This window comes from Vibrio genomosp. F10 str. 9ZD137, from assembly GCF_049974785.1.
GTDB lineage: Bacteria > Pseudomonadota > Gammaproteobacteria > Enterobacterales > Vibrionaceae > Vibrio.
In genome coordinates, this window is sequence record NZ_JBNGCJ010000423.1 from 1 (window position 1) to 3,523 (window position 3,523).

The window sequence follows — 3,523 nt, forward strand, 5'->3', positions numbered from 1 at the left end:
CCGCTCTTCCGATCTCTGCGCCAATAAAGGTGTCGGCCTGATAGACTGGGGCGAGCAAAGAAATCATCATTCCTTTACCCCCCGCATCCATGTAAGGTGGCGTCCATACCTTGTTTCGTTCGAGGTTTTTATCAGGGCTAACCAGTTGCAACGGAAAAGTCTCGCCTGCTTCATAAATAACGTTGAGCGCTTCATCCATGTTTGCGGTGCCCGTAGCAGCGAGGAGATCCTTAAAACTCACCCCTGGAAAAAGCTGAGACAATTTTTTATGGGCGTCATAATAGTAACTCCACTGAAATTCTTTGTGTTGCTGGTGGGTGGCAACCACCGTAGGCATCATGGTGAGTAACGTGCGTTTGTCGAAAGAAATATCGCCAGCATCAGAAGCGACAAAAACCTGCCCCACTACTTTTTTCAATTCAGCGGGTAGAGAGTCCCATGGGGCGGCATCAGGGGATTTATTGGCTTGTTGTTCTAGGTAGGTCAACGATGCTTGGCTCGGCATCAAGTCGGGGTGTTCACGCGCCGTTTCAACGGAATATCGCATATGATCAATGTGATCGAGTGACACAGAAATAGTTTGAGATAGCGCTTGTAATGTTTGGACGCCCTGGTGGTTCTCTTCATTTAGAATCTGTTGCTTTATCTGTTGACTGAGATAAAGCGCATTACCCAATGTTAGGCCTATAATCAGCAGTAGACCGCCATAAATCATAGAGCGATAGCGTTGTATCAGGACTCTGGAGCTGACCCTTGCGCTAGAGGTTTTGTCAGTGTGATTAGATGAATTGCTCACGTAATACTCCTGTTTTTGGGTACGCGCCCTGCTTCCAGCTTATTGATATGAAAGCTGCTTATTGACAAGAATATTGTCGATGTCAGGTCGTGTTAGGCTTTACTTTGTTTAAGCTCTGAAATGAGTTCTTCTAGAACCATCGCCTTGGCAAATAACCAGCCTTGACCTTCTTCACAACCAAAGGATTTGAGCTTTTCAAATTGCTCATCGGTTTCAATACCTTCAGCGGTGACTTCAAGGCCTAATGTTTGTCCAAGATTCACGATCATTTTGGCAATGCTGTCGTCTTCGTCCATCGCATCAACAAATGCTCTATCGATTTTTAATCGTGTTGCTGGCAATTTGTGCAGAACGCTGAGTGAAGAAAAGCCTGTTCCAAAATCGTCTATTGCGACTTTGCAGCCGAGCTTTCTTACCTCAGTCAGCACGTTGCAAATGTAATCAAAATCATTCGCCGCGACGGTTTCAGTGATTTCTAATTCCAATTGCTGTGGTGAAATCCCAGTACTTTCTAGAGAGTATTGAAGCGAAGAAATGAACCCCGAGTCTTCAAGTTGAGAGGGTGAAATATTAATAGCCATGCTGATGTCTTCAAAACCAGCCTGATTCAACTGCTTTAATTGCTCACACGATCGTTGCATGACAAAAGCACCGATGGTCAGCATCATTCCCGATTGTTCCGCGAGTGGTATGAACTGATCCGGTGGTATGAGATCACCACTGTCCGTTCGCCAACGCAGCAATGCTTCCATGCCCGTTATCGCTTTGGTTTCAAGGTGATACTTCGGCTGATACATAAGAAAGAGCGCATTTTTGGTCAGCGCCAATCTCAGCTGGGTCAATAGCTGTATTCTTTCCCGAGCACATTGCCCCATGTCTTGCGAGAAAGTCATTGCTCCGCCACGTTTATGGACTTTCGCTTGCTTGAGCGCGACCTGCGCATCTTTGAATAAGTCGGTTAGCTCTGTGGTGCGCTCTGCAAGTTTGACCAAACCAACACTGGCACTGAGTTTAAAGGGTTGTTCGTTGACGATGAATTCACTTTCGAATGTGTCAATGATAAGAGATGAGTTCACTTCCGAGTCAAGGCCAATAAGCGCAAATACATCACTGCTTACTCGAGCCAGAAAACATTGAGGAAAGCGGCTTGTTAACCGATTTATGACTTCTTTGAGCACCGAGTCGCCAAATTGATGACCGAAACTGTCGTTGATGGCTGAAAAATCATCGAGATCAATCAAGGCCAATAGAGAGGTTTCAGAATGATCGATTGGGCTGCACAGATATTTAAGTAGGTAATTAAGATTGGGCACCTTGAGTAAAGGGTCTGTATAGGCCTGCTCTTCAAGTTTGTTGTAGAGAAAGACATTATCAAAACCGACAGAGAGGTTGGCACAAAATACTTCGAGTAAATGTTGGTCGACGCTGTTTAATGGACGATCAATATCGACGTAGGCGGCGATTCCTCGCCCTCTGTCGGTAGAGAAGTAAAGGGTGAGCCCATCATCGACTAGGTTCTTTTTTTGTTGTAAGCATTGTGTAAGTAATTGCTTTATTTTAGGCGATTTCAAACTGTCTAACGGAGCCTGAACCAGGTTACTGTATCGACCTGAAGCGGCAATAACATGAATATTGTCGGAATTGTCATGGGAACCGTCTTGAGCGCAGATTAATCCGTCGGGTTCTATTTGTATTAATGCACTAATTTGCTTAACGGCACCCTCAGCAAACAGCCTCATGCCATGGATATTTGCCATTTTCGTACTGGCACTGACGACATTTTCTAACCCCTGTCGCATGACTTTGTGCTGCCTAATTTGCTTGTAAGCACGTATGGCGCTGGTCAAAATAGTAAAAAGGCGAATGCGAGTTAAGTCAGATTTGGTTCGGTAATCATTGATGTCGTACTTTTTGATGGTTTCCATCTCTGGTGCATAACCGGGTTGTCCAGTACGCAGGACGATACGAACGTCATCTAGCATCAAATCATTGCGGATGGTATCGACCAGATCTAATCCAGAGTGCTCAGACTCCATAACCACATCCAATAACACGACACTGATGTCTTCTTCTACTTTGAGCAATGCCTCGGCTTCGGCGGCTGAGTAGGCGTGCAATAATTCTAGCGTTCGATCCTCGATCACTAAGCTGTTTAATGTAAGGTTAGTAGCAACATGGACATCCTCGTCATCGTCAACCACCAATATTCGCCAGTAATGAGAGTGATCAACCTCTTCAATATCGCCTTGTGTGTCGTCGATAATGGTCAATAACTCATCGTGAGCACTGTTTTCCTTTGGCATCCAATCTCCAGATAAATCTAGCGAGTTAATGTGTAATAAACTCAGATTATTAGGGCTCAGCTTTACGTTAGCAGGCCCCTTATAACTGAGTAACTAACCTTAAGTAACCAACGTCTTTGAGTATAGAACGGTTTTTGGAGATGTGCCTGAGCTGGAATAAAGAAGCGCCTTTAACCTTGTTTAATACAAGGTTATGTATGCGTTAGTTTTTTGAGTTCCTGTAGGTGCGCTATTGCCCGTCACGACTTCTAAGTTTTGACGAGCGCTGCTGAAACTGTTTGATGCTTTTTTTGTTGTTGGTTCTGCGGTTCGCTTTCTTATCTCTTGGGGCTCGCTTACTCCCGCTTGACGATGGCTTATCAGTGACTGGAAAATCAGCCAGGGTTTGCGTGATAAGTGGGCGGTGAGTGCATTGGCGAATGGC

Annotated in this window: 1 protein-coding gene and 2 pseudogenes; all 3 read right to left on the minus strand. The window is 45.1% G+C overall.

Annotated features, from left to right (window positions below; genetic code table 11):
- Positions 1 to 796 (minus strand): annotated as a pseudogene (locus tag ACP45E_RS10070) (cellulose-binding protein); the annotation flags it as partial.
- A 92-nt stretch (positions 797 to 888) separates the two neighbouring features.
- Positions 889 to 3,099 (minus strand): GGDEF/EAL domain-containing response regulator, encoded by a 2,211-nt coding sequence (locus ACP45E_RS10075; RefSeq protein ID WP_017038447.1) that lies wholly within the window; start codon positions 3,097 to 3,099, stop codon positions 889 to 891.
- Between the two features lie 229 nt (positions 3,100 to 3,328).
- Positions 3,329 to 3,523 (minus strand): annotated as a pseudogene (locus ACP45E_RS10080) (DEAD/DEAH box helicase); the annotation flags it as partial.